Source organism: Collinsella aerofaciens, from assembly GCF_015556945.1.
Taxonomy (GTDB): Bacteria; Actinomycetota; Coriobacteriia; order Coriobacteriales; family Coriobacteriaceae; genus Collinsella; species Collinsella aerofaciens_AO.
Genome location: NZ_JADNNH010000002.1, coordinates 1 through 18,310 on the forward strand (window position 1 = coordinate 1; position 18,310 = coordinate 18,310).

Annotated in this window: 19 protein-coding genes; 7 read left to right on the forward strand and 12 right to left on the reverse strand. The window is 61.0% G+C overall.

Going from position 1 to position 18,310, the window contains the following annotated elements; all coding sequences use genetic code 11:
* Positions 1–73: 73 nt before the first annotated feature.
* From ndk to I2F59_RS00730, 4 genes are all read right to left on the reverse strand, one after another.
* Entirely contained in the window at positions 74–478 is a 405-nt protein-coding gene (gene ndk / locus I2F59_RS00715) for a nucleoside-diphosphate kinase (protein ID WP_055251725.1), read from the reverse strand.
* A gap of 384 nt (positions 479–862) precedes the next feature.
* The gene (argH, locus tag I2F59_RS00720) at positions 863–2,293 is read right to left on the reverse strand and encodes an argininosuccinate lyase (RefSeq protein WP_195502799.1); all 1,431 of its coding nucleotides are present in this window, start codon (positions 2,291–2,293) and stop codon (positions 863–865) included.
* Positions 2,294–2,411: 118 nt separating this feature from the next.
* Positions 2,412–2,582 (reverse strand): hypothetical protein, encoded by a 171-nt coding sequence (locus I2F59_RS00725; protein ID WP_195502801.1) that lies wholly within the window; start codon positions 2,580–2,582, stop codon positions 2,412–2,414.
* 233 nt (positions 2,583–2,815) lie between these two features.
* Complete coding sequence (locus I2F59_RS00730) at positions 2,816–4,042, reverse strand: argininosuccinate synthase (RefSeq protein ID WP_035138001.1); 1,227 nt, start codon at positions 4,040–4,042, stop codon at positions 2,816–2,818.
* Between the two features lie 555 nt (positions 4,043–4,597).
* On the opposite strand from I2F59_RS00730, the gene I2F59_RS00735 reads away from it, so the two are divergent.
* Positions 4,598–5,425, forward strand: a complete 828-nt coding sequence (locus tag I2F59_RS00735) for a Cof-type HAD-IIB family hydrolase (protein ID WP_195502803.1) — start codon at positions 4,598–4,600, stop codon at positions 5,423–5,425.
* A gap of 273 nt (positions 5,426–5,698) precedes the next feature.
* Here I2F59_RS00735 and polA read toward each other — a convergent pair whose 3' ends face one another.
* Entirely contained in the window at positions 5,699–8,449 is a 2,751-nt protein-coding gene (gene polA / locus I2F59_RS00740; RefSeq protein WP_195502804.1) for a DNA polymerase I, read from the reverse strand.
* A 166-nt stretch (positions 8,450–8,615) separates the two neighbouring features.
* Between polA and I2F59_RS00745 the strand changes: the two genes are divergently transcribed.
* On the forward strand, positions 8,616–10,013 hold the full coding sequence (locus I2F59_RS00745; protein ID WP_195502806.1) for an aminopeptidase: 1,398 nt from the start codon (positions 8,616–8,618) through the stop codon (positions 10,011–10,013).
* Between the two features lie 103 nt (positions 10,014–10,116).
* The gene (locus tag I2F59_RS00750; protein ID WP_195502808.1) at positions 10,117–10,926 is read left to right on the forward strand and encodes a YaaA family protein; all 810 of its coding nucleotides are present in this window, start codon (positions 10,117–10,119) and stop codon (positions 10,924–10,926) included.
* A 40-nt stretch (positions 10,927–10,966) separates the two neighbouring features.
* On the opposite strand, the gene I2F59_RS00755 is transcribed toward I2F59_RS00750, so the two are convergent.
* Complete coding sequence (locus tag I2F59_RS00755) at positions 10,967–11,488, reverse strand: hypothetical protein (RefSeq protein WP_195502810.1); 522 nt, start codon at positions 11,486–11,488, stop codon at positions 10,967–10,969.
* A 171-nt stretch (positions 11,489–11,659) separates the two neighbouring features.
* On the opposite strand from I2F59_RS00755, the gene thiC reads away from it, so the two are divergent.
* The gene (gene thiC / locus I2F59_RS00760; RefSeq protein WP_195502812.1) at positions 11,660–12,994 is read left to right on the forward strand and encodes a phosphomethylpyrimidine synthase ThiC; all 1,335 of its coding nucleotides are present in this window, start codon (positions 11,660–11,662) and stop codon (positions 12,992–12,994) included.
* Positions 12,995–13,172: 178 nt separating this feature from the next.
* Positions 13,173–14,003: a bifunctional hydroxymethylpyrimidine kinase/phosphomethylpyrimidine kinase gene (gene thiD, locus I2F59_RS00765; RefSeq protein WP_195502814.1), complete on the forward strand. Its 831-nt coding sequence runs from the start codon at positions 13,173–13,175 to the stop codon at positions 14,001–14,003.
* 202 nt (positions 14,004–14,205) lie between these two features.
* On the opposite strand, the gene I2F59_RS00770 is transcribed toward thiD, so the two are convergent.
* Genes I2F59_RS00770 through I2F59_RS00795 form a run of 6 tightly spaced genes read right to left on the reverse strand, consistent with a single transcriptional unit; the run spans position 14,206 to position 16,881 of the window.
* Positions 14,206–14,508: a cupin domain-containing protein gene (locus I2F59_RS00770; protein WP_195502816.1), complete on the reverse strand. Its 303-nt coding sequence runs from the start codon at positions 14,506–14,508 to the stop codon at positions 14,206–14,208.
* Between the two features lies 1 nt (position 14,509).
* Positions 14,510–15,328 carry an N-acetylmuramoyl-L-alanine amidase gene (locus tag I2F59_RS00775; protein WP_195502819.1) on the reverse strand — a complete coding sequence of 273 codons (819 nt, stop codon included), beginning with the start codon at positions 15,326–15,328 and terminating at the stop codon, positions 14,510–14,512.
* A 1-nt stretch (position 15,329) separates the two neighbouring features.
* The gene (locus I2F59_RS00780; RefSeq protein WP_195502822.1) at positions 15,330–15,569 is read right to left on the reverse strand and encodes a holin; all 240 of its coding nucleotides are present in this window, start codon (positions 15,567–15,569) and stop codon (positions 15,330–15,332) included.
* A 4-nt stretch (positions 15,570–15,573) separates the two neighbouring features.
* A complete protein-coding gene (locus I2F59_RS00785) occupies positions 15,574–15,882 on the reverse strand; it encodes a hypothetical protein (protein WP_195502823.1) in 309 nt (102 codons plus the stop codon).
* 13 nt (positions 15,883–15,895) lie between these two features.
* Positions 15,896–16,465, reverse strand: coding sequence for a carbohydrate-binding protein (locus I2F59_RS00790; RefSeq protein WP_195502825.1), 570 nt, complete (start codon positions 16,463–16,465; stop codon positions 15,896–15,898).
* 8 nt (positions 16,466–16,473) lie between these two features.
* Entirely contained in the window at positions 16,474–16,881 is a 408-nt protein-coding gene (locus tag I2F59_RS00795; RefSeq protein WP_195502827.1) for a carbohydrate-binding protein, read from the reverse strand.
* Between the two features lie 99 nt (positions 16,882–16,980).
* Here I2F59_RS00795 and I2F59_RS00800 point away from each other — a divergent pair, with 99 nt between their 5' ends.
* A complete protein-coding gene (locus I2F59_RS00800) occupies positions 16,981–17,850 on the forward strand; it encodes a tyrosine-type recombinase/integrase (RefSeq protein WP_267473343.1) in 870 nt (289 codons plus the stop codon).
* Between the two features lie 34 nt (positions 17,851–17,884).
* Complete coding sequence (locus I2F59_RS00805) at positions 17,885–18,151, forward strand: hypothetical protein (RefSeq protein ID WP_195502831.1); 267 nt, start codon at positions 17,885–17,887, stop codon at positions 18,149–18,151.
* The last annotated feature ends 159 nt before the right edge of the window (positions 18,152–18,310 follow it).

Here is an 18,310-nt window from a genome sequence, read left to right on the forward strand (position 1 = left end):
TAAAAGGGCGCCGCGGATGGAGTTCCGCGGCGCCCAAGCCACACGCTAACAGCTTTAAGGAGTCAAAGCTGGTTTAGCCAAAGAAGCGCTTGATCTCGATCTCGGCGTTCTCCAGGCAGTCGGAGCCGTGGATCACGTTGGCGTTGACATCGACGGCAAAGTCGCCGCGAATGGTGCCGGGGGCAGCGTCAAGCGGGTTGGTAGCGCCCATGAGGGTGCGCATCTTGGAGACAGCGGAGAGACCGGAAACGACCATCTTGACGACCGGACCGCTCGTCATAAAGTCACAGAGACCGCCAAAGAAGGGCTTGTCGGCCAGATGGGCGTAGTGCTCCTCGACGGTAGCGCGCTCGAGCGTAGTCATCTCCATGCGCTCGATGACAAGGCCGCTACGCTCAATGCGAGCGACGATCTCGCCGATCTTGCGGTCGCGCACGGCGTCGGGCTTAATCATGATGAAGGTCTTCTCGATAGCCATAAGGTAGCCTTTCAAGTAGGTTCGCGCGTGCCCAAGTCCCATTCCGGCACCCGCCTGGACTGCATCGTAACAGAGTTTTAGCTGCTGTTAAACAAAAAGCTGTATATTGAAACGTTGCAATTTATTGAAGCGTTCCATATGTGTCACTTCTGTTTCGAAGCCCGATTAGAGTACCATCCGACTGTCCATCAACCGCACCGAGCAGAGCAGACGGTCGATTGCCGCCCGCGAACGTATCCCCTTCACAACCTGCCCAAAGGTCCTACAGAAGTTCTCGACAAGCCCCTCCCCCATAGCAACAAAATACGGACGCCCACATCAGCAGGCGCCCGTAAGGCGAAACCGATTTATCAATACATGGCCAAAACGGCTTCAGCCAAACCTCTACTTTGCCCCGTGACCCATCTCGACGACCTTGGTCAGCGATCCAAACACGCCTTCGTCGGCCACGAGCTGCGCCTCGGCGCGCTCAAGCTGCACGGCAACGGCGGCAGGAGCGGTACCGCCCTCGGTCGTGCGCGCGGCGACAATCGAGGGGATGTGGAGCGCCTCGGTAATATCGCGCTCAAAGAGCGGGCTTGCCTCCTGGAACACCTCAAACGGCAGGTCTTCAAGATTGCAGCCGCGCTTCTCGCACATCAGGACCAGATGGCCCACCACGGCATGTGCCTCGCGGAACGGCAGACCACGCTTAGCCAGGTAATCGGCAACATCGGTGGCGGCAAGGTGCCCCACGCCGCACTCGCGCGCCATGGCGTCCTCGTTGACGGTCCACGTCGAAATCATACCGGCCATAACGGACAGGCACTGCATGAGCGTGCGAGCGGTATCGAGCGCGCCCTCCTTGTCCTCCTGCAAGTCCTTGTTATAAGCAAGCGGCAGGCCCTTCATGGTCACGAGCAGCTGCACCAGGTTGCCATACACACGACCGCTTTTGCCGCGGATAAGCTCGGCAAAGTCGGGATTCTTCTTCTGCGGCATGATGGACGAGCCGGTGGAATAGGAGTCGGAAAGCGTGATAAAGCCAAATTCGGAGCTCGACCACAGCACGATCTCCTCGGAAAGACGCGACAGGTGCATAGCCATGACGGAGCCGGCGTAATGCAGGTCGAGGAGGAAATCACGGTCGGAAACCGCATCGAGCGAGTTGGGAATCACACCCGCAAAGCCAAGTTCGGCAGCCGTCATCTGGCGATCGAGCGGATAGCTCGTACCGGCAAGCGCGGCAGCACCCAGCGGGCAGTTGTCAGCGGCATCAAAGGCGGCCTTCAAACGCGTAAAGTCGCGCGCGAACATCCAGGAATACGCCAACAGATGATGTGACAGCAGCACGGGCTGAGCATGTTGCAAGTGCGTGTAGCCCGGCAGAATCACCTTGCCGTACTTCTTGGCCGCATCCACCAGCACATGGCGCAGCTCAAGATTGGCCTCCATGAGCTCCTTGGCCAGCGCCTTGACGCCCAGGCGCGTATCGGTCGCCACCTGGTCGTTGCGCGAACGCCCGGTGTGTAAGCGCTTTCCGGCCTCGCCGATGCGGCGCGTCAGTTCGCTCTCGATGGACATATGAATGTCCTCGTCGTTGATATCGAAGGTGAAGTTGCCGGCATCGATGTCCTGCTCGATTCCGCTCAGACCCTCGGCAATCGCCCGCTCGTCCTCGGCACTGATGATGCCCTGGGCCGCCAGCATCTTGGCATGCGCCTTAGAGCCGGCGATATCCTGCTTATAGAGATGTTTGTCGACCGGCAGCGACGCGCCAAACTCCTGCGTGACCTCGGCCACGCCCGCCTCAAAACGACCGCCCCAAAGAGCCATGGAACCGTCCCCTTTCTCCAAATACCAAAACAAGCGCCCAAAGTAATGCGCCATGTCGCTAAAGCGATTTTTCAACCGCTAGTTTTGCACATTCCCCACCGTGCACGGGGCCATGTAGCTAATTTGCAAAGAAGTGACGCGCCATGCACTTGGCGCCCAACGTCTCCCTCCGAATGTTGCCCTGCGATCCATCGATCCAGGCTTTCAGGCTCGTAGGAACGTCCTCGACCTTTGCAGCATCGAACTCGGGCGCAAGGGCAAGCAAAGCATGCGCGATAGCATTGAACATAATGGATACTCCTCATATATATAGGCACAGAGCCGCCAAATTGATAGAAGGAGCCCCGCCGGACAACCCCGGCGGGGCTCGGACTCAGCCGCAGACGCGGCATCATATATGCGGGCGGAACGTAGGGGCCACCGATGTTAAGAAGTGTCAGCAAGCATAACGAAAGGTAGGGACCCCGTGCGCCCGTTTTGTATCACGCGGATGGGCCGCGCGGATACCAAGGGAAGGAGGCGCTAGGCCTGAGCGGCAGCGGAGCTGGGACCCTGGACCTTAGCCCACGTCTTGAGCGACAGCGTATCGATCTCGATAAAGCCGGCGCTGGCCTTCTCGTCAAACGTGGTGTCGCGGTCATAGGTGGCCAGACCGTAGTCATACAGGCTAAATGGGCTCTTGCGGCCGACGACATGGCAGTTGCCCTTAAAGAACTTCAGACGGACAGTGCCGGTCACGAACTTCTGGGTATCGGCCATAAAGGCATCGAGTGCGTTCTTGAGCGGGCTGTACCATTGGCCGTTGTACACGGCGGTGGCCCAATCCTGCTCGAGCTTGATCTTGGTCTTGAGCAGGTCGCCCTCGACGCAGATGTCCTCGAGCGCCTTGTGGGCGGTGATGAGCGTCAGGGCGCCGGGAACCTCGTAGCACTCGCGGCTCTTGAGGCCCACCAGACGATCCTCGACCAGATCGAGACGGCCAAAGCCGTTATCGCCGGAGATCTTGTTGAGGGCGATGACGATCTCGGAGAGCTTCATCTTCTTGCCGTCGACGGCGACGGGCTTGCCGGCCTCAAACTCGATCTCGGTGTAGGTCGGGGTGTCGGGCGTGTCCTCGGGGTTCTTGGTCATAACCCAGGCGTCGTCGAGCGGCTCGTTCCAGGGATCCTCCAGGTGGCCGCACTCAATGGCGCGACCCCACAGATTGTCGTCGATGGAGTAGGGGTTGTCGTTAGCACCCTCGGGAACCGGCACGTTGTGAGCATGGGCGTAGGCGACCTCGTCGGGACGGCACTTCAGGTCCCACTCGCGGACCGGGGCGATAACCTTGAGCTCGGGGTCGAGGGCCTTGACGGCAGCCTCGAAGCGGACCTGGTCGTTACCCTTGCCGGTGCAGCCGTGGGCGACGTAGGTCGCGCCAAACTCGTGGGCGACCTCAACAAGCTTCTTGGCGAGCAGCGGACGGGAAAGAGCGGAGAGCAGCGGATACTTGTTCTCGTACATGGAGTTTGCGGCGATGGCCTTGGTCAGGAACTCATCGGAGAACTCGTCACGCAGATCGAGCACCTGGCAATCGAGAACGCCCAGGTCGAGCGCCTTCTGCTTCTTGGCATCCAGGCCGGTCTCCTCCTGGCCCACGTTGCCGCAGACACAAACGACATCGAGATTCTTCTCGTCCTGGAGCCACTTGACACATACGGATGTATCAAGACCACCGGAATATGCGAGAACGACTTTTTCCTTGCTCATGGCTGTTTCCTTTCGCCCTTGGTAGCTAGTTAGAACATCGGTCAGTTGCAAGTCATTTCAAGGTCATATACCGTGCAATATCAGGTTAAATAGCAAAAATCAGCACATACATGCCCTAGAAACATGCAGCTATGTTGTGCTAAAACCCAACGACCTCAAAATGACTCTGTTGAGGCGTTACGCCCCATGCGGACAGAGACGATTGTTATCGTCGTCGGGAAATTGCGCGCTGGCGTCGGATGGCATTGTCTGCAGTAGTGATGATCTTTACGAACTGCATCTGCCTCTCCTTTCACCTATCGCCGGGCGCAATTCTAATATCGTAAACGGTACCTTTTCCTCGGTAAGCGGCTCTTTTGCCGTCTCCGTTTTCGATGTTCGCTATATTACGATAAAGTGCTTGCTGCACAAGCGACAAATTCAAATTTCTGAAAAGTTTTTTCATTAGTTTGTGAATTGCAGTGCAAATACGCGCCATTCCTGCGAAAATACGCACGATTACATGGCAGAGGGTCATTACGCCCGAAACAATCTGGAAACGGAAAGGCGCATTTTATGCAGACTTACGAATCAGACGCCAACATCGGCAACATTAAACTCATCGCCGTCGACATGGACAAGACGCTGCTCACCGACGAGCGCGTGTTGCCGCAGGGTCTTGATGAGCGCCTGGACAAGCTCGCCGACGCCGGCATCGTATTCTGCCCCGCCAGCGGACGTCCCGCCCCCAAGCTCGAGGAGATGTTCGAGGGCATCAAGAACCGCCTCGCCTTTTGTCCCGACAACGGAGCGTGCGTGATCTATCGCGGCAGCTATATCTATAAGAGCAATATCGACGTGGAGCTGTACCAGCAGGTCTTGAGCCGCGCCTCGGAGGATTCTCGCGCTGTCCCCGTCTTGTGCTGCTTCGACGAGTTCTACGTGCTCGCCCGCGACCATCAATACCACGACGAGATCAGCGTCTACTACAACACGATCAACTATGTCGACAGCTTTGAGGGCATTGATATCGAGTCCAACAAGATCTCGGTCTTCTTCCCCGGCTACGACGCCGAGCCCGCGTTTCGCGAGACCTATAGCCCCGAGTTCTCGGACAAGCTCTACGTCACCAACGCCGGGCGCGAGTGGATCGACTTTATGAACCTGGGCGTCGACAAGGGCGCCGGCGTCGCGCACCTGTGCGAGCACCTGGGCATCGATATTGCCGACGCCGCTGCCGTGGGCGATACCTACAACGACATCCCCATGCTCGAGCGCGTCGGTCACAGCTTTATCGTGGACAATGCTGAGGAGCACATGAACGCGCATGCCAAGTGGCGTATTCCGAGCAACAACGACGGGGGCGTACTGACGCTCATCGACGCCATCTTGGCGGCTCGTTAATCTATCTCGTCGCCATGCCCGGGACCGGCCGTTTGATTTTTGCTCGGTCAGGTCCTGGGCTCGCTCGAAGGCCACATTAAGTGGCCTTCGGCTCGTGCGGAATCTACAAAAATCAAACGGTCGGCCCCGGGCATGGCTATGTTGACTTTGCTTGCCGCCGAGATGGCGGCTTGGGTGTCTAGATACTTGGCTGATTTTAATTGGATGAAGGGGGCTCCTTGTTGGCAAGGAGCCCCCTTCTGCTTTTGTTACTTTGGGGTTGTGGATGGGCCTTTACTTCGCGTCGGCCCAGGTTATGCCGGTGCTGGCTTCGGCGATGAGGGGTACGCGTAGGTCTACGACGTGTTCCATGACGTCTTGGACCATGGCCGTCAGGCGCTCGACTTCGTCGATGGGGCATTCAAAGTCCAATTCGTCGTGCACCTGTAAGATCATGTGGGCGGCAAAGCCCTCTTCTTCCAGGCGACGGCTAACGCGGGCCATCGCGATCTTGATGATGTCTGCTGCGGTGCCCTGCATGGGGTGGTTCATGGCCGTGCGCTCGCCAAAGCCGCGGAGTTGCGGGTTTTTGGCCTTGAGCTCCGGAATATGACGCCGGCGGCCGTACATGGTCTCGGCGTAGCCCGTCTCCTTGGCGCGCGCCACCACGTTGTCGAGGAACGTGCGCACGCCCGGGTAGGCCTCGTAGTAGCGGTCGATCATGCCACGCGCCTCGGCCATCGAGATGTGCAGCGACTGCGACAGACCGTAGGCCTGCTGACCGTACACAATGCCAAAGTTCACGGCTTTGGCGCGGCTGCGCAGGTCGGGCGTTACCTCGGACACGGGAACGCCAAACACGCGCGCGGCCGTCTCGGCATGGAAGTCCTCGCCCTCGTTAAAAGCGCGTACCAGATGCTCGTCACCCGAAAGATGCGCCAGCAGACGCAGCTCGATCTGCGAGTAGTCCACCGCCAAAAAGACGCTGCCCTCGCCTGCCGAAAACGCCGTCTTGACGGTACGGCCCAGCTCAGAGCGCGTCGGGATGTTCTGCAGGTTCGGGTCGCTCGAGGACAGACGCCCTGTTGCGGTAATGGTTTGGTTGTACGTGGTATGCACGCGGCCGTCACCACGGCGCAGCGGGCCCAGCGTGTCCAGATAGGTGGACTTGATCTTGGATTTTTCGCGCCAGTCCAAGATCAGACGAACAATCTCGTGGTCGCGGGCAAGATCACTCAGTACCTTGGCATTGGTCGAATAGTAGCCGCGCTTGGTCTTTTTGAGACCCTTGGTCGGAAGGCCCATTACATCAAACAGCACATGCGAGAGCTGCATGGGGCTGCCGATGTTAAAGGTCTCGTCACCGGCAAGGTCGCGAATGCATCGCTCGACCTCGGTGATCTGGGTCGCCAGGTCCTCGGACAGACTGCGCAGCCGATCGGGATCCACGAGCATGCCCGCGCGCTCCATCTTGGCAAGCACCGGCACAAGCGGCATCTCGATGCCGTCGAACACGTTGGCGGCGTTCTCGCGGGTCATGCGATCGCGCAGCGGTGCGACCAGCGCCAGCGTCAAGGCCGCCGTGCGAGCGGCAGGCGCGGGGGCGTCCTCGCCGGCACCCTCTGCACCGCGCGCCGCAGGAAGCGCCATCTGCAGATAGGTATCGGCCAGATACGCCTCATCGAACTCGGAGCGGTCGGAATCCAGCAGGTAAGCGGCAACCACGGTATCGAAGATGCGCGTGGAATCGGCAGACAGCGAATCCATGAGCTCGGGTTCAGAGGAATCGATAGGCGAAAGCTCGTGCAGCAGCGCCTTCATGTCCGGACTCGCCACACGGCCCTCCATAAACAGACGCGCGAGCACACCAGCGATCACACCGTGGGCTAAATTGAAGCCCTCGACAGCGGCGGGCGTGCCGCCATCGGCCTCCTCGAGCGCAAAAAGCCCCTTGGACGTCGCTAGCCACAACGTACGCGTCAGGCCAAAAAGCGCGCCCTCCTCCTTGTCATCGTCCACCACGGCGGCGACCCACTCGCCTGTCTCGATCGCGCAAGCGATCTCGGCAGCAGCGGCAGCGAGCGCCTCGGCATCGCCGTCGGCGGCACGCAAAACAGGGGGAATCTCAAACGTGCTGACAGCGGCCGCAGCCCCACCCTCGCCGCCAATCAGCGCCAGGAAGCGGTTCTGCATGGCCGTAATGCCAAGCGTGCCGAGCGACGCGGACACTTCGTCGGCAGAAAACGCCGGGAATGACGTCGCGTCAAAGTCGAGCTCGACAGGCGCATCGGTGCGAATGGTCGCAACCTTGCGGCTCAGCAGTGCGTCGTCGATGTGCGCACGCAGATTCTCGCCCATCTTGCCCTTGACCTCGTCGGCATGCGCGATGACCTCGTCCAAGCTGCCGTACTGCGCGATGAGCGCGCTCGCCTTTTTGGGGCCGATGCCCGGTACGCCGGGAATGTTGTCCGACGTGTCGCCCTTCAGACCGTAAAAATCGGGCACGAGCGCCGGCGTAATGCCGTGATACAGGTCATCCACGCTCTCGGGCGTCATGATCGCCACGTCGGACAGACCCTTGCGAGTCGAGACCACGTTGACGTGCTCGGTCACGAGCTGATACATGTCGCGGTCGCCGGTCACCAGCAGCATGTCGCAGCCGGCCTCCTCACCCAGGCGCGCCATGGTTCCCAGAATATCGTCGCCTTCCCAGCCCTCGGACTGCAGAATCGGCACGTTGAGCGCGGTGAGCAGCTCCTTGATCATCGGAAACTGCGCGTGCAGATCGGGGTCCATGGGCGGGCGCTGCGCCTTATACTGCGGCAGCATCTCCATGCGCACGCGTGGCTTGCCCTTATCAAACGCCACGACCACGCCGTCGGGGTTAAAGGCATCGATCATCTTGAGAAACATGTTCAGGAAGCCGAAGATCGCGTTGGTGGGGCGACCGTCCGGCGCGTTCATGGTCGGCGGCACGGCGTGAAAGGCACGGTGCATGAGCGAGTTGCCGTCGATAACGGCAAAGATACGGCGCTTGTCAGACATATTGAATACCTCGCTTTGGGCTGGGCACGGTTTGCTCACTCCAGTTTACACGCTCCCCGCCCCGCGGCCACCGCACATCAGGCTTCCCTGCCGCCGCGGGCCCGCGCGTGATACGATGGCTCACGGTACATCAACCAGCACGATCGATCCGAAAGGAGCCTGCGTCATGGAGCGTCCCTGCGCATGGAAAAAGTACACGCCACAGCAAATCGAGGAGCTCGAGGAGCTTTGCCGCGGCTATAAGCAGTTTTTGAGCGAGAACAAGACCGAGCGCCTGTGCGTCAAGACCGGTATCAAGATGGCCGAGGAGGCGGGCTACGTCAATCTGGAGACCGTGATTGCCGAAGGCCGCGAACTCAAGGCAGGCGACAAGGTGTACGCCGCCAACCACGGCAAGGACCTTATGCTCGTCAACCTGGGCACCGCCCCGCTCGAGCAGGGCTTTAACATCCTGGGCGCCCACGTGGACTCGCCGCGCCTGGACCTCAAGCAGAACCCCGCCTTCGAGGCCGGCGACATGGCCTACCTCGATACGCACTACTACGGCGGCGTCAAGAGCTACCACTGGGTGGCCTCCCCACTTGCACTCGTGGGCGTCATCTGCAAAAAGGACGGCACCACCGTCGACATCAACATCGGCGACAAGGCAGACGATCCGGTCTTTACCATCTCCGACCTGCTGATCCACCTCTCGAGCGAGCAGATGGCCAAGCCCGCCAAGGACGCCGTCGACGCCGAGATCCTCGACGTGATCGTGGGCGGCCGTCCCGTCAAGTTCGATGAGGACGACAAGGACGCCCCCAAGGAGCCCGTCAAGCAGATGTTCCTGGACATCCTCAAGGAGCAGTATGACGTCGAGGAGGAGGACTTCCTCTCCGCCGAGATCGAGGTCGTGCCCGCCGGCCCCGCCCGCGACATGGGCCTCGACCGCTCCATGATTTTGGGCTATGGCCACGACGACCGCGTCTGCGCCTACCCCTCCATGCTCGCCCAGATCGACGTCGCCAACGTGGAGCGCACGAGCATCACGCTCATCGTCGACAAGGAGGAGATCGGCTCCGTGGGTGCCACCGGTATGACGAGTCGCTTCTTCGAGAACACCGTCGCCGAGATCATGACGCTCGCCGGCGAGGACAGCCCGCTTGCCCTGCGCCGCGCACTCGCCCGCAGCCGCATGCTATCCTCTGACGTGTCCGCCGGCTTCGACCCGGGCTATGCCGGCAAGTTCGAGACCAAAAACGCCGCCTTCATGGGTCGCGGCCTGTGCTTCAACAAGTACACGGGCAGCCGCGGCAAGGGTGGCTCCAACGACGCCGACGCCGAGTACGTGGCCCTCGTCCGCGACATCATGGACGAGGCAGGCGTGGACTTCCAGACCTGTGAGCTCGGCCGCGTCAACGCAGGCGGCGGTGGCACCATCGCCTACATCATGGCCAAGTACGGCATGAACGTCATCGACTCCGGCGTTGCAGTTCTGTCCATGCATGCCCTGTGGGAGGTCGCCAACAAGGCCGACATCTACGAGGCCTACCGCGGCTACAAGGCCTTCCTCGAGCGCGCCTAACCAACCCTTCATCAGTTGCGGTGAAATACGGACTAAACTGGCCCATAAACGGCCAAAACAGACCGTATTCCACCGCAACTTCCTTTTTGGCAGAGGAGAGTCCATGCTGCAGGTCATCATTTCGCCCGCCAAGCAGATGCGCGCGGCCCAAGATGCTTTTGAAGTCCTGGGCATTCCACCTTTTGCGCACGAGACGGCTCGCCTCCACCGCGCACTGCTAGATATCGAACGAAATGAAGGCAGCGGCGGCCTGCAGACGCTATGGAACGTGAGTGACAAACTGCTGGGGCCTTGCCTCAACACCCTGCATGAGTTCGGGCCCATCCTGAAAAACGGCGATCTCGACAATCCTGCACTCGCCCGTCACCTCTCCCCTGCCGTCATGTCCTATCACGGCATTCAATACCAGAGTATGGCGCCCGAGGTGATGGATGCCGCACAGCTCGACTGGCTGCAGGACCATCTGTGGATCCTCTCGGGCCTTTACGGATGCGTGCGCCCCTTTCATGCCGTTGAACCGTATCGGCTGGAGATGGGCGCAAAGCTTGCCGTCGACGATGCCCGAGGCCTCTACGCGTTTTGGGGCGACAAGCTCGCACGGACCATCGCTCCGGCGAGCTCCAACGCTACGATCGTCAATCTCGCCAGCGCGGAATACGCCAAAGCCGTTCTGCCCCACCTCACCACCGATGTCACGGTCGTCACATGCCTCTTTGGTGAAGGCATCCGCAACGGCAAGCCCATCCAGCGCTCGACCGCCAGCAAAAAGGCGCGCGGCTCCATGGTGCGCTGGATGGCAGAAAACAAGCTCGAGGATGTAAGCGGGCTCACCGCGTTCGACGTTGGCTATCGTCACCTTCCCGAGCTTTCAAATAAAAACACTTTGGTCTTCCTGAACGAACAGGCCTTGTAGGACCACCGCTACTCTTGAATGTACTGCCTAGGCACGACGTCTATTCCGCCAAGCCGTCGGCTTTGGCAATTTCATTTGTCGTGCCGTCCTGATAGGTAATCTTGACATGCTCCACCTCGGACACCTTGACGCCCGACGGGGGCTCCAGGCGCCATTCCGTCAGCGCGATATCCATCGTCGTGGGCACATCCCCTTGATCTTTGAGCTTCACCGTCAGCGTTTTGAGCGCCGCGTCAAACGTCACGCGTTCGATTTCTTCGCCTGGAATGGACCCACCACTCAGCTGCAACTGCACAAACTCATCGCGCGGGTACCAATAATCGCCCGGAATGGCGAGCGTATTGGCATTACCGCCAGTACTCCTCACCGCCATAATCGCTAGGCTATCATCGGCCTCAAACTCCCAGGCAGCGCCGCCGCGACCGCCAAACGTCCAAATACAAAAGGCAATCACCAGCACGGCAAGCACCGCAAAGCCAATCGCGACCAACCCATGGTGCGCACGGCCCTCCTCGGCCGATACATCCCATTGCGTCTCTCGATATAGATGCTTGTCTTCCATGTTCGCCTCCTCACAGGCACGCTCGTTAGGCCAATCGTACCCATTCGAGCTATACTTGAGCCCATTACATAAACGGGGAGCTTGCGGGACAAGACGGCAGGCTGAGATTGGGCGCGCCCGCCCTGACCCGCAAACCTGATATGGGTAATGCCAACGAAGGGAGCCGTGCCAATGAGCACACAGACCGAGCCCAAGCTCGTCACGCAAATCGACTTCGCCCGCGCCGGGCAGATCACACCGCAGATGAAGGAAGTCGCCGAGCGTGAGCATCGCGATCCCGAGTACATCCGCGAGCGCGTGGCCGACGGCCGCATCGCCATCCCCGCCAACATCGTGCACATCAAAAAGGGCATGCGCGCCTTTGGCGTCGGTGAGGGCCTGTCCACCAAGGTCAATGTGAACCTGGGCATCTCGGGCGACAAGGCCGATGCCGCCGAGGAATGGAAGAAGGTCAAGATCGCCGAGGACTACGGTGCCGACGCCATCATGGACCTCTCCAACTCGGGCAAGACGCGCCAGTTCCGCCAGCAGCTCATCGACGAGACGCCGCTCATGGTAGGCACCGTCCCCATGTACGACGCCATCGGCTACATGGAAAAGCCGCTGGTCAAACTCACCAAGGACGACCTGTTCGAGGTCGTGCGCGCGCACGCCGAGGACGGCGTGGACTTTATGACCATTCACTGCGGCATCAACAAGTCGGTCACCAAGACCTTTAAGGAGACCGGCCGCCTGATGAACATCGTGAGCCGCGGCGGCTCGCTGCTGTTTGGCTGGATGGAGGTCACCGGCAACGAAAATCCCTTCTACGAGTACTTTGACGAGCTGCTCGAAATCTGCCATGAGTACGACGTGACGATTTCGCTCGGCGACTCCTGCCGCCCGGGCTGCCTCTACGACTCCAACGACGCCACCGAGACCGCCGAGATGATTGAGCTCGGCAAGTTGTGCAAGCGCGCCTGGGCCGCCGGCGTCCAGGTTATGGTCGAGGGGCCGGGCCACATGGCGCTCGACGAGATCGCCGCCAATATGAAGCTGCAGAAGCGTCTGTGCCACAACGCCCCGTTCTATGTGCTGGGGCCGCTGGTGACCGATATCGGCGTGGGCTACGACCACATTACCGCCGCCATCGGCGGCGCCATCTCCGCAAGCTCCGGCGCCGACTTCCTGTGCTACGTGACGCCCGCCGAGCACCTGTGCCTGCCCAACGCCCAGGACGTGCTCGATGGCCTCATGGCAACCAAGATCGCCGCGCATGCCGCCGACATCGCCAAGAAGGTGCCGCACGCCCGCGACATGGACGACAAGATGGGCCAGGCGCGCCGCAAGCTCGACTGGGACGCCATGTGGAAGTGCGCCCTCGACCCGGTCACCGGCAAAAAACGCTACGAGGAATCCCCCGCCGCCACCGAGGGCACTTGCACCATGTGCGGCAAGATGTGCGCCGTCCGCACCGTCAACAAGGTGTTCGAAGGCACGACGATCGACCTCGGCATGGAGGACTAACTCGTCACCGGAGCCACAAACGGCCACAAGGTGTTCGTCAATTGTTGACATGTGAACATTTTCTTACATTTACGTAAAGGTTGCACCGCCCGCCCGGGATCGGCATACAGCCGGCCCGGGCAACTTTATAATGCGGGGTAAAAGACCCATTTGAATTCGACCGGACAAGGGAGCGAACATGGATCGCAGTAAGGTACCAGCCGTTCTATCCATCGCAGGATCCGATTCCAGCGGTGGCGCCGGCATTCAGGCAGACATCAAGACCATCACGGCGCACCGTCTGTATGCCGAGACAGCCATCACAGCCATCACCGCACAAAACACGCTCGGTGTCACCGCCGTGCAGAATATCTCCCCCGATATCGTCGCTGCGCAAATTGACGCCGTCTTTGACGATATTCGCCCCAGCGCCGTCAAGATCGGCATGGTTTCCTCTGCTGAGATTATCGAGGTTATCGCCGACCGCCTGAGTACTTGGAACGCACAAAATATCGTCGTCGACGCCGTTATGGTCGCCACTTCGGGCGCTCGCCTCATTGCCGAGGATGCCGCCGAGGCGCTCACACGTCGCCTGTTCCCACTAGCGACCGTCATCACGCCCAACATTCCCGAGGCCATGGCGCTGCTCGACTACGAGGTCGATTCCGAGCGCACGCAGCAAAACGCTGCCATGCTCCTCACCCGCCGCTTTGGCTGCGCGTCCCTCGTTAAGGGCGGTCATTTTGTCAACGAGGCCAACGATGTGCTAGCAGAGCCCGAACCGCTCGATGACGAGGGCAACCACCTGGGCGATCCGCTCACCACGTGGTTCCGCCACAAGCGCATCGAGACCAGCAACACGCATGGCACCGGCTGCACGCTCTCGTCCGCCATCGCCTGCGCGCTGGCCCAAGGCATGGATCTTGCCGACGCCGTCAACGCCGGCAAGGCCTACCTAACCGGCGCTCTCGCCGCCGGCTTTGACATGGGCAAAGGTTCCGGCCCCGTCAACCATATGTGGCAGTACTGACCTGTAGGAACGACAAAAACGAACACGCCGTTTACCTGCTGGTTTAAGTACGACAACAACGGCAGAAGCGCGTAAAAACGGGTTAGCACGCGCACTTAGGATAATTTGGGGATATGAAAGCCACGCGGGCGTGCGCCCGAAATATCCCCATTTATTAACACAAAGAGGCCCCTCCCCGGGACTACCGGGGAGGGGCCTGTCCTTATGGTCTGGCGATAACCACCTGGTCGCCGTCCTCGTCGAGGTACGGCGTGATCGCGATGCCGCGGTCGCTCTCGACCACGATGTAGGCTCGATTCGTCGAGCGCTCGGTCGCGATGTACGAATTGACTCCACCAGGCAGATCGTACAGGGGGCCTTCCGACTGGTCCATGACAGTCATGTCAGATGCCGCCTGGGCATTCTTGGGCGCCAAGGCTGAGCAGACGATGATGATGAGCGCAGACATTGCGATGAGGCACGCGATCGCATAGGCGAGGCTGAGCATCTTCTCTCTCGGTTTCATGTCACTCCCTGACGAGGTAGTCGTCGGCCTCGGGCTTGCCAGTGGCGCGTCCCACGGCAACATAGCGGATCTTCCCGCTGCCGCCGGTGTAGCGTCCCCAGATAAAGCCGTCCGCGGACTTATACCAGTCGTCGAGCACGACAGTCTGCCCCCTGCTGTAGGAGGCCACCACGGACCCGGAGAGGGACGGCGCCGAGCGCACGTTGAGCTTGAAGACGGTGCAGCGGTAGCGGCCTCCGAAGCTCTCGGTCTCAGTCGCCTGCTGGGTCGGCTGCTTCGCGGGAGCCTGCTGAACGGGTGCGGAATTCGATACCTTGATTCCGAAACTCTCGAGGTAGATTCGGGCCAGGTCATCGAGGTATTCATTGAACTTCTGCAAATCGCCGCCGTTGTCGATGAAGCCGTTCTCGACGAGGCGGTAGTTGATGCCGCGCGCGGCAGCCCTGTTGACGTTGGCGAGGTCGGAATGCTTGACGAGCTTCTGCGCCCGTCCCGGCATAAATGCTGACAACTTGTCCGCCAGCGTCTTGTCGTAGGAGTCCGGGCTGAACTTCGAGCTGATGATCACATGGGCACCGTGAGGTGTCTTGAGGCCGCTGGCATCCATATGCAGCTCAACGACGGGACCGTCAGCCTTGAGGCTGTTCAGCCCGCCGTCCGCATACCAGTTGCGCGAAGTGTCGCAAAGCACCACCTGATCGCCGCCAAGCTCCTTGATGCGCCTGCCGAGCGCACGCACGCGCTCGGCCTCGGTGTACCCGCCGGCGCAGCAGCCGGGGTCGCCGGCGCCGTGCCCGCAGATGACGAACAGCTTGGCCACGCTATTCCTCGCCGCCCTCGTGAGACGGTCCCGGCTGCGCGCCGCCAACCTCTGGCAGGTCGGTCGCGACACTGGTTAGCAGCGACACGACGGCGGCGACGCCCGCCACGCTCGCGACCTGCACCCAGTCGAGGTCCGTGAATCCGACGCTCCCGGTACCGATGAGCGCCACCGCCGTCTGAGCAGCCGTCTTGACGGCGCGGGTGAGGGCCGCGATTGCCCATTCCTCGTACTTCTCCATGATGCTAGTCCTCCGATTCTCCCCTGATGGGGGCGTTGACGATTTCCTGGTAGTAGTGGGTGCCGGTGCCATTTCCGCCCATGCCGTGGTAGGCCCCGTAGACCTGCGAGGCCTCCTGCTTGACCCAGTCGGGGCAACCCTTGCCGCTGACCACGTAGCGCTCATGGAGGTCCACGAGGCGGCTTCGCAGCATCGTCCGAGTGCCCTCCTGCATCGCGTCCATGAGCCGGTACAGGCGCATGAGCGCACCCGCGAGGGCCGCGAGGACAACCGGCACGGCCCACTGGACGGCCGCGCTGGCTAGTTCTTCCATTCGCATGCCCCCACTAGGCCGTCAGCTGCTTCCATGCAGACTCGCTGCCGAACGTGCCCGGCTCGATTGTGTTGCCGTCCATCAGCGACTCGTAGACCTGGCCGTACTTGGTGACGCGGTCGCCCTTGGCGTAGGACTTGCCGCTGACCCACTCGGGAACGCTCTCGCCACCGGCCGTTGACGCCACGACCTTCGCCCAGTGCTGGGGGTCGGAAGCGGGATCCGCCGCAGTCGCTGTGTGGCCGGAAATAGCCTTGTAGAGCGCGCCCTGCCAGAGCACGCGGTCTCCTTGCGCATAGACGTGACCGCATGCGTAGAGCGGATAGAGCGCCGGAACCTTCAACGCATCATCGTCGGAGAGGGCGGCCGCCTGGATCTGGGCGAGCATGAGGGCCGCGTCCTGCGGCGTGCCCTCATCGGGGACGAGAGTCCACACCTGCCAGATGGCGCCGTCATGCTGCTCATAGGAGAGCACCGTGTGGTAACCGGCGCCGGGGTTGGGTTCCGCCGCCTCGCGAATCGGCAGGCCGGAGCCGTCCGTGGTCAGGTAGACAGACCCAGATACAAATTGCCCGTAAAACATTTTTCTCCTTAATGGTTGATTCTTTCCCAAAGCTCCGGTGCCGTATCGGGCTCAGATCCGATACGGGGCGCATGCGTCTGCAGGCACTTGTACAGGTCGCCTCCATATGCCACGCGCGCGCCGGCGGCATACGAGGCCTCACCCACATACCACGGCCGGATGAGCTGGGGTACCTTCAGCGCGTCCTCGTCACCGAGAGTCTCGGCGGACATGGCAGCAAGCCGAACCGCGTCATCGCGCACCCCGTCCGGCACGACACTCCATACTTGGTAGATGGAACCGCCCCGCTGCTCATACGCCATGTCCGCCTTGAAACCCTCGGGGACCTCAGGCTCATCAGACGCGAGAATCGGGAGACCCCTCCCGTCTGTCGCCAGGCGCACTGCGGGCCCGACAAGGGTCCCGATCAATGCCATTTAGACTCCTTTCTCTCGACCTCTCGTGGCAGAAATCCCACGCGCGTATCCTCTCCTTGAGAGCCCACGCGTCTGGGATTTACGGGATTGGAGAGCATGATGAAAGTTGCAGAGGCCGCCTCGAGGTACATGGACGACAAGCGCGGCAGGCTGCGCGCCTGCACCCTGGCCGGATACGAGAGCGCGCTAGCGCTGCACGTCCTACCTCGCTGGGGCGAGCTGGAACTCGAGGCGATAACGCCCGAGGGCATACAGGGCTGGATCGATTCGTTTGAGCTGCCGGGGGCCGCCGAAAAGGCATACAAGACCCTGCGGCAGGTTATCCGCTGGGCCATCCGCCGTCTCGGCGTGCGGATGTACGACCCCACCGCCGCCGGTGTCGAGCTGCCGCGCAAGCCGGCGCACCGCCCCCGCACGATGGAGGCAAGCCAGGTCCGCACCTACCTCCGCGCGCTGTGGGGACACGAGTGCGAGGCGGTCGCGATCTGCTCGGTAACCCTCGGGCTGCGGCGCGGCGAGGCGTGCGGCCTCAAGTGGTCGGACATCGACCTGCGCACCGGCGAGGTCCGCATCCGCCGTTCGAGGCAGGTCGTGCGCGGCAATGAGGTCGTCGAGGCGCCGAAGACCGAGCGCTCCGCGCGGTCCTGCTGGCTCCCCCGCTTCGCGGTCAAGCGCCTGCGCGCGCTGCGAAAGGGCCGCTCGGGCTGGCTGTGCGATCTGTCGCCCGACGCCATCGCTCGGCACATTAAGTCCGCCTGCCGCCGTGCCGGCGCCGCCTGGACCTCGATGACGGAATGCCGCCACACGTGGGCGACGCTCGCCGTGGAGGCAGGCGTGGGTATCGAGACTGTGGCCATGATGCTGGGGCACACCGATATCGGCACGGCATACGAGCACTACATCGTGCCGAGGCCGCGCATCTGCAAGGATGCGCAGCGCGAGGTCGAGCGGCTAATACTAGCCGGGTGATTCTGTATCCCCGAGAATTGTGGCAAAGACGAATATGGGGAAGAACTATCAGATATTCAACTACGACATGCCGCCAAACAGGATGGCGGCGCTCGTCTGCGTCTATCAAGGGCGCCCTCTAGCATCGACCTTGTTCTCCACGTCAATGTTTGCCGAGGAATGCACCAACGCCGGAATGTGCGCTGACTGCTGCTACAGCACTGGTAACTTTAAATTTGATGTCCACGCTTACTATACGGACGGCAAGCTATTCCTCATGGCCGAAGCCTCAACATATAGCGCAGTTTTCATGGTGTTTTAGGTGCAGATCACGACCTGACCGGAGAAGTCACCAGACGTCATGGAGAAACAGAAGACGATTCCATTTGTATTGATCTTGACGTAGCCAGAGGCACTGCCCACGTTAAGACATCCAAACGCCTCCGTCACCGGTTTAAAAGGTAGCTGACAAACGGTGCGA

Bases quoted from the DNA above. Each gene is read 5' to 3' on its own strand.
- ndk (WP_055251725.1), bottom strand. From the start codon at position 478: ATGGCTATCGAGAAGACCTTCATCATGATTAAGCCCGACGCCGTGCGC.
- argH (WP_195502799.1), bottom strand. From the start codon at position 2,293: ATGGCTCTTTGGGGCGGTCGTTTTGAGGCGGGCGTGGCCGAGGTCACG.
- I2F59_RS00725 (WP_195502801.1), bottom strand. From the start codon at position 2,582: ATGTTCAATGCTATCGCGCATGCTTTGCTTGCCCTTGCGCCCGAGTTC.
- I2F59_RS00730 (WP_035138001.1), bottom strand. From the start codon at position 4,042: ATGAGCAAGGAAAAAGTCGTTCTCGCATATTCCGGTGGTCTTGATACA.
- I2F59_RS00735 (WP_195502803.1), top strand. From the start codon at position 4,598: ATGCAGACTTACGAATCAGACGCCAACATCGGCAACATTAAACTCATC.
- polA (WP_195502804.1), bottom strand. From the start codon at position 8,449: ATGTCTGACAAGCGCCGTATCTTTGCCGTTATCGACGGCAACTCGCTC.
- I2F59_RS00745 (WP_195502806.1), top strand. From the start codon at position 8,616: ATGGAGCGTCCCTGCGCATGGAAAAAGTACACGCCACAGCAAATCGAG.
- I2F59_RS00750 (WP_195502808.1), top strand. From the start codon at position 10,117: ATGCTGCAGGTCATCATTTCGCCCGCCAAGCAGATGCGCGCGGCCCAA.
- I2F59_RS00755 (WP_195502810.1), bottom strand. From the start codon at position 11,488: ATGGAAGACAAGCATCTATATCGAGAGACGCAATGGGATGTATCGGCC.
- thiC (WP_195502812.1), top strand. From the start codon at position 11,660: ATGAGCACACAGACCGAGCCCAAGCTCGTCACGCAAATCGACTTCGCC.
- thiD (WP_195502814.1), top strand. From the start codon at position 13,173: ATGGATCGCAGTAAGGTACCAGCCGTTCTATCCATCGCAGGATCCGAT.
- I2F59_RS00770 (WP_195502816.1), bottom strand. From the start codon at position 14,508: ATGAAACCGAGAGAGAAGATGCTCAGCCTCGCCTATGCGATCGCGTGC.
- I2F59_RS00780 (WP_195502822.1), bottom strand. From the start codon at position 15,569: ATGGAGAAGTACGAGGAATGGGCAATCGCGGCCCTCACCCGCGCCGTC.
- I2F59_RS00785 (WP_195502823.1), bottom strand. From the start codon at position 15,882: ATGGAAGAACTAGCCAGCGCGGCCGTCCAGTGGGCCGTGCCGGTTGTC.
- I2F59_RS00790 (WP_195502825.1), bottom strand. From the start codon at position 16,465: ATGTTTTACGGGCAATTTGTATCTGGGTCTGTCTACCTGACCACGGAC.
- I2F59_RS00795 (WP_195502827.1), bottom strand. From the start codon at position 16,881: ATGGCATTGATCGGGACCCTTGTCGGGCCCGCAGTGCGCCTGGCGACA.
- I2F59_RS00800 (WP_267473343.1), top strand. From the start codon at position 16,981: ATGAAAGTTGCAGAGGCCGCCTCGAGGTACATGGACGACAAGCGCGGC.
- I2F59_RS00805 (WP_195502831.1), top strand. From the start codon at position 17,885: ATGGGGAAGAACTATCAGATATTCAACTACGACATGCCGCCAAACAGG.